Annotated in this window: 7 protein-coding genes; 4 read left to right on the top strand and 3 right to left on the bottom strand. The window is 68.6% G+C overall.

Going from position 1 to position 6,000, the window contains the following annotated elements; translation table 11 throughout:
- A partial coding sequence (locus tag ASF54_RS00395; protein ID WP_235480894.1) for an HNH endonuclease family protein occupies positions 1–606 on the top strand: 606 nt, incomplete at its 5' end.
- Positions 607–615: 9 nt separating this feature from the next.
- On the opposite strand, the gene ASF54_RS00390 is transcribed toward ASF54_RS00395, so the two are convergent.
- Positions 616–1,038, bottom strand: a complete 423-nt coding sequence (locus tag ASF54_RS00390) for a hypothetical protein (protein WP_055957412.1) — start codon at positions 1,036–1,038, stop codon at positions 616–618.
- A 61-nt stretch (positions 1,039–1,099) separates the two neighbouring features.
- On the opposite strand from ASF54_RS00390, the gene ASF54_RS00385 reads away from it, so the two are divergent.
- Positions 1,100–1,591, top strand: a complete 492-nt coding sequence (locus tag ASF54_RS00385) for a MarR family winged helix-turn-helix transcriptional regulator (RefSeq protein WP_055957409.1) — start codon at positions 1,100–1,102, stop codon at positions 1,589–1,591.
- An 8-nt stretch (positions 1,592–1,599) separates the two neighbouring features.
- Positions 1,600–2,613 carry an NADPH:quinone reductase gene (locus ASF54_RS00380; protein ID WP_055957406.1) on the top strand — a complete coding sequence of 338 codons (1,014 nt, stop codon included), beginning with the start codon at positions 1,600–1,602 and terminating at the stop codon, positions 2,611–2,613.
- A gap of 94 nt (positions 2,614–2,707) precedes the next feature.
- On the opposite strand, the gene ASF54_RS00375 is transcribed toward ASF54_RS00380, so the two are convergent.
- Both ASF54_RS00375 and ASF54_RS00370 read right to left on the bottom strand, forming a co-directional pair.
- Complete coding sequence (locus ASF54_RS00375) at positions 2,708–3,271, bottom strand: hypothetical protein (RefSeq protein ID WP_055957403.1); 564 nt, start codon at positions 3,269–3,271, stop codon at positions 2,708–2,710.
- Positions 3,272–3,711: 440 nt separating this feature from the next.
- Complete coding sequence (locus ASF54_RS00370; protein ID WP_055957400.1) at positions 3,712–5,103, bottom strand: sensor histidine kinase; 1,392 nt, start codon at positions 5,101–5,103, stop codon at positions 3,712–3,714.
- 58 nt (positions 5,104–5,161) lie between these two features.
- Here ASF54_RS00370 and ASF54_RS00365 point away from each other — a divergent pair, with 58 nt between their 5' ends.
- Complete coding sequence (locus tag ASF54_RS00365; RefSeq protein WP_055957399.1) at positions 5,162–5,662, top strand: heme-binding protein; 501 nt, start codon at positions 5,162–5,164, stop codon at positions 5,660–5,662.
- Positions 5,663–6,000: the final 338 nt, after the last annotated feature.

Below are 6,000 nucleotides of genomic sequence, written 5' to 3'. Positions count from 1 at the left end.
AGCAGCGGAACGGCGGGTACGACCGATACCGCCGCCACGCCCGCCGCTATTCCGGCCGCGGCCGCGCGAAAGAGCCTCGCGGGGCTCACCGTCAGGCCCTGGGCGACCGGCGTCCGCTACGACCGCGAGCGTGACTTCGGCGACGCCTGGCGAGACGTCGACCACAACGGCTGCGACACCCGAAACGACATTCTGGCTCGCGACCTGACATCGATCACCCGGTCGGCCGACTGCAAGGTGCGGTCGGGAACCCTCCGGTCGCTCTACTCGGGCGAAAAGGTGGCTTTCGTGCGCGGGCCCGAGTCGTCCGAAGAGGTGCAGATCGACCACCTCGTGCCACTGAGCGACGCCTGGCGGACGGGCGGGCAGAACCTCACTCAGGCTCAGCGCGAAGCCCTCGCCAACGACCCCCTCGAACTCCAAGCGGTCGACGGCCACTCGAACAACTCGAAGGGCAACAAGAATGCCGCGGAGTGGCTGCCTAGCGACACCGGGTCGCGCTGCGTGTACGTGACCCGCCAGATCCAGGTCAAGGCGAAGTACGGCTTGTGGGTCACCTCGTCGGAGCGAGCGGCGATGTCGCGGATCCTGAGTTCCTGCCCCTAGAAGGCCTCCCTAGATCGACGCTCTCCGGCGGCCGCCGAAGGCGAGCGATACGTCGATCCGCCATGGCTCGGGCGACCACGGCGTCGCAGCCGTGACGACGAGCCGCACGCTATCACCGGCGTGGATCGTCACGCGACCGTACAGGTCGAAACGCGAGCTGAGCACGAGCACCGCTTCGCCGTCGCCGTCGCCGAGGGCGAAGTCGTCGTGGCGCGCCTGGTCGAGGGTCGCACCGAAGCCCTCGTCGTCGAAGCGGACCGGCAAACCCGAGACGAGGATCCGAGGCGGCACCGTCGCCCACTCGGCCACCGTCTCGGGGACGTAACCGCTCTGGATCCTGAGGTACAGCTCGCCGTCGGTGCCCAGCGTGGCCACCGACGCGGCCCGGTCGATGCCGAGGTCGATGCCGTCGAGGCGGAAGCGGTCGTCCATGCCAGAAGCGTAGAGGCGCCCGCTTAGTTGTAGGCACAAGCAACTCGCTACGATCGAGGCCATGACGACTGACGGCACTCCCCGCTGGCTGAGCGACTCCGAGCGTGCGTCGTGGGTGCGCTTCGCCGCCGTCGTCGAGCTGCTGCCCGGGGTGCTCGACTCGCAGCTGCAGCGCGACGACGGTCTGACGCACTTCGACTACTTCACCCTGGCGATGCTCTCGGAGGCGCCCGACCGCACCCTGCGCATGACCGCACTGGCCGCGCGCACCAATGCCACGCTCCCCCGCCTGTCGCGGGTCGTCTCCCGGCTGGAGGAGCAGGGGCTAGTGGCGCGCAGCCCGTGCGCCGAGGATCGCCGCGCGACCAATGCGACGCTCACCGCCGCCGGTTGGATCGCCGTGCAGGCGGCCGCTCCCGGTCACGTGGCGACCGTCCGCGAATCGGTGATCGACGCGCTGACGCCGGATCAGGTGACGCAGCTCGGAGAGATCAGTTCGGCGATTCTCGGGCGGCTAGATCCTTCGGGAAGGCTTTTCGCTCGGGAGAGTTGACTACGGGTATGAGATCCATCGTCTATACGCACACCGGTTCCCCCGACGTCCTGCAGCTCGTTGAGCGCCCGATCCCCGAGCCCGGGCCGGGCGAAGTGCGGATCCGCGTCGCTGTCTCAGCGGTGAACCCGACCGACTGGAAGTCGAGGGCGCAGGGCGAGCTCGACTTCGACGAGGTGACGCCGAACCAGGACGGCGCCGGCACGGTCGACGCGGTCGGCGACGGCGTGACACTGCTGGCAGTCGGCGACCGCGTGTGGACCTACCTCTCGGCCCGCAACCGCCCCACCGGCACCGCGCAGGAATACACCGTGCTGCCCGAGGCGCGCGTCGTCAAGTTGCCCGTCGGAGTGAGCTTCGACGTCGGCGCAACGATGGGTGTGCCGGCCATGACCGCCCACCGCGCCCTCACCGTGCTCGAAGGCGGGCCGTCGCGCCTGTCCGCAGGAGCGCTCGACGGCAAGGTCGTGCTCGTCCAGGGCGGCGCCGGAGCCGTCGGTCACGCCGCGATCCAGCTGGCCCGCTGGGCCGGAGCGACCGTGATCACGACCATCTCGTCCGACGAGAAAGCCGCTCTTGCCCGCGCGGCCGGTGCCCACCACATCGTCAACTACAAGACCGAGGACGCCGCAGCCGTCATCCAGTCGATCGCACCTGACGGTGTCGACATCATCGTCGAGGTCTCGATCGTGAAGAACGCCGAGCTCGACGCCGCCGTCACCGGACAACGGTCGGTCGTGTCGATGTACGCCGACGACGGCGGCGACACGGCGGAGCTCGCCGTGCGCCCCAACATGACGAAGAACACGCGCTACCAGTTCGTGCTGCTCTACACGATCGGCGAGGAGGCGATGCGGGCCGCCGTTGAAGACGTCACGGAGGCGCTGATCGCCGGCGTCCTGCCGGTCGGCGAGGCGGCGGGCCTGCCCCTGGTGCGGTTCCCGCTCGCGTCCAGCGCTGCCGCGCACCAGGCCGTGCAGGATGCGGTGACCGGCAAGGTCCTGATCGACGTCTCCGAGTAGCTGCGGCTCGGTTCCGCGGCGGCGAGACTCCAGTAGTTGCGGGTATGCAACTCGCACACCCGCAACTACTGGAGTCTCGTCACACGCAACGCCATCACCGGGGCGGGAGATATCGGAGAAAGCGAGCTTCGAGGGCAGCGGGGGCGTCGAGGTCGGCTTGGGTGACTCGGAGGGTACGCCACCCCGCGTCGGCAAAACGCTCACGTCGGCTGATGTCGTCGCGGAAGGTGGTGACGCTGGTCCGGTGGTAGTCGCCCTCGTACTCGATCGCGACTTTGATCGACCTGTAGCTGATGTCCGGCTTACCAAGATAAAGGCCGTCCGCGGCATACATGGGCTCGTTCAAGCCCTCGGGCTCTGCGCGTCCGCACCGGACGATGATCAGGCGTGTCTGTGTTTCTTTCGGTGACCAAACCCGCGGCCGAATGAGCAGGAGCGCTTTTCGGAGAGCGCCTACCCCTCGTCGCCCCTCGCACCGGTTCACGGCTTCAGCCAGAGCGGCATGGGTCCGATACCGGGCAGGCGCATACGGCGACCACTTGGAGAGCAGGGCATCGCCCATGGCCACCAGGTCGTCGAGTTCGAGCAACTCCGCACATTGGATCCAAGCGCGAATCGGCGTCACGATCGGCAGACCACGGTGGCTCACGATTTTCACGTGGGTTCCCCTGTGCCCGACCAGCCCCCGCCTTCGCGGCTCTCGGGAGCCGCCGACAGAAATCACGTGAAGGGGATCTGACAGTTCTGGCCGCGGCGGGAGCGGCAAACCCCAGAGTTCAGCGGCTGTCAGGTGGCTGAAGCACTGATCGCGATTCAGTAGGGGTGCCACCTCGCGGCATCGACCCAAGACGCTGTCGACGTCATCCAGCAGGGAACGGGCACCGCGATAGGGAGCGCGCAGATCGAGAGACCGCACACGACTCGCGGTGATTCCCGCTGCTCGGGCGTCTGAAACGAGGAAGGTCGAGGGCAGGGAGGAGGGCAGAGGCTGACGGCGCATCCGACAGGGTGGCCTCGGGGGCGAGCCGCCGGATCCTCGGGGTCACAGATGAGGGCGGATACGCGACGCACAGGCCGGTGGGGAGACGAAGACGCCCGTCACGGCAGGCGAAGGCGAATGCGCACTCCCTGGGCTGGGGCGGTGCGGATCGAGAGGGAGGCTCCGGAGGTGTGGGCGGCGTCGACCAGGATCCGCAACCCCGTCCGGGGCCGCTCGGCACCGTCGACGGGAGATCCACCCAACACCGAACCAAGCTCGGAACCGAGCTCGAAACCGACCCCGTCGTCGACGATTTCGAGGAGGCGCCCGTGCAGCGTCAGCGCGAGGTGGCCGGCGTGCGCGTGCGCCATGGTGTTGGCAAAGCATTCCCGGGCCATGCGGAAGACGAGCCGCTCCTCGTCGGCGTCGAGGCCGGTGCGGTCGGGCACGTCGATGCGCACCGTCAGCCCACGGTTGCGCGCCCGGGCAGCGAGATCTTCGAGGGCCGGGGCCAGGGCTACGACAGAAAGCGTCGCCGGATGCAGGTCGATGAGGAGGGTGCGGAGGCCGCCGAGCCCGTCGCGGACGTGACGAGCCGACGTGGCGAGCAGGCGGGATCGCACCGGATCGGTCTGTGAGAGTTCGCGCGACGCGGCCGAGAGGGCGAGGGCCGTACCGGTCAGCTCGTGCACGACGCCGTCGCGGAGGGATTCGGCGAGACGTCGACGGTCGTCGGCGGCATCACCGAGAGCCAGCTGGAGCTCTCCGCGGAGTTCCTCTTGCCGGGCAGCCTCCTCTCGTGCGAGCCGCGAGAGCAGCCAGCCGATAAGAGACCCGAGCAGCACGAAGAGCACGGCGATCACTCCGATCGTGACACCCGCGAACCGCAGCCAGACCTGACCGGAACGCTCGGTGAGCCGGTCGTAATCGAACAGGACCTCGACGAGCAGCTTCGTCCCGTCGGGCGTCTCGATTCCCCGGTACGCCACCAGAAGCGTTCCCGGAGCGTCGTCGAACCGCTCCTCTACTGCGTCGGAATCGACGACGTGCGCATCCAGCCCTCCCGCACGGAGAGTCGCACGATCGTGCCGGTCGAGCGGAGACGTGCGCCCGATCAGTTCGGCCTCGTCGGAGTAGACGATCACCCCGGCCTCGGTCGACAGCTTCACGCGGACCACGCCGTCCGTACCGAGGATCCACCCCCGGACCACCTCGTCGAGCGCCTCCCGAGCGGACTGGGTTTGACCGACGGTGCCCCGAACGAGCGAGTCGGACAGCACTGGGACGATCACCGCGGTCGACAGCAGGCTGGTGGTCGACGCAGCGGTGGCAGCGGCCTCCTCCTCGGCGAGTTGGCGGGCGGCGACGAGTCCGCCGACCGTGACGAGGGCGACGAGGAGAAGGGCGAGAAGACCGGCACCGACGAGGATCCGGCGGCGGCGCACCGGCCAGCCCGCGTCTCGGGGCGCGCTCGCCGGAGCCAGCTCGACCCAGCCGCCGTCGTCCTGCATAGGCCGACCCTACTGTGCGCGCCTCCCACGCCGACGGGAGGGCTGACAGGATGGGGGCATGACCGACGCCCCGCTGCCCGAGAGCCCCCTCACCGAGACCGCCCTGCCGGAGTTCACGCCCGACGAGGTCCGCGCCCAGCTGGCCGAGCTCACTTTCGATTCCGTCGGATCCTTCGATCAGGAGGCGGCGTACTCACTCGGCACTCTCGCCGCCGAGATCGTGCGCGAGCGGGGTTTCGCGCTTGCCGTGCAGGTCGTGCTCGGCGAGCACATCGTCTACAAGGCGGCGCTCGGCGGTGTCTCGGCTGACACCACGAGCTGGCTGCGTCGCAAGGCGAACGTCGCCCTCCGCGATGCGCAGCCGTCGCTGCTGACCCGGCTCCAGGCCGACGCCTCGGGCACCCCGCACCAGATCGACGACGAGTTCGCCGTGTCGGGCGGGTCGTTCCCGATCGTCGTCGACGGCTCGGTCGTGGGTACCATTACGGCATCGGGCCTCAAAGACGTGATCGACCACGACCTCGTGGTCACGGCAATTCGTTCGTACCTCGCAAATTGAACCCCGACTGACTCGACTGCCCAGGCACGACTGGTTCAGTTCTAGACGGGCGTTCCATCCGGAACCCCGCCCGTGTCTAGCGAAAGAGCCCCCCATGATCCGCCTTCTCAAATACCTGCCCGTCGTCTTGACCGTCATCCGCAAGATCCGTCAGCGTCGAGGTGCTGCTGGCGGTTCAGCAACGGGCGGTTCAGGATCCGGCCGCCGCCGCTGACATTCAGCCGGGTGGGCGTCGCACCGTTCTGCGCCACGCCCGCTGGTAGTCCTCGCACATTTCCGAGTGATCCGAAACGTCCGGCCGCAACCGCCTGCAACGGGTGTTACGAGACGCCGGGATC

This window comes from Frondihabitans sp. Leaf304 (genome assembly GCF_001423105.1).
Lineage (GTDB): Bacteria > Actinomycetota > Actinomycetes > Actinomycetales > Microbacteriaceae > Frondihabitans.
This window is presented reverse-complemented; position numbering and strand designations above follow the sequence as displayed.

Excerpts from the sequence above, each read along its gene's own strand:
- ASF54_RS00380 (WP_055957406.1), top strand. The coding sequence starts at position 1,600 with ATGAGATCCATCGTCTATACGCACACCGGTTCCCCCGACGTCCTGCAG.
- ASF54_RS00370 (WP_055957400.1), bottom strand. The coding sequence starts at position 5,103 with ATGCAGGACGACGGCGGCTGGGTCGAGCTGGCTCCGGCGAGCGCGCCC.
- ASF54_RS00365 (WP_055957399.1), top strand. The coding sequence starts at position 5,162 with ATGACCGACGCCCCGCTGCCCGAGAGCCCCCTCACCGAGACCGCCCTG.
- ASF54_RS00390 (WP_055957412.1), bottom strand. The coding sequence starts at position 1,038 with ATGGACGACCGCTTCCGCCTCGACGGCATCGACCTCGGCATCGACCGG.
- ASF54_RS00385 (WP_055957409.1), top strand. The coding sequence starts at position 1,100 with ATGACGACTGACGGCACTCCCCGCTGGCTGAGCGACTCCGAGCGTGCG.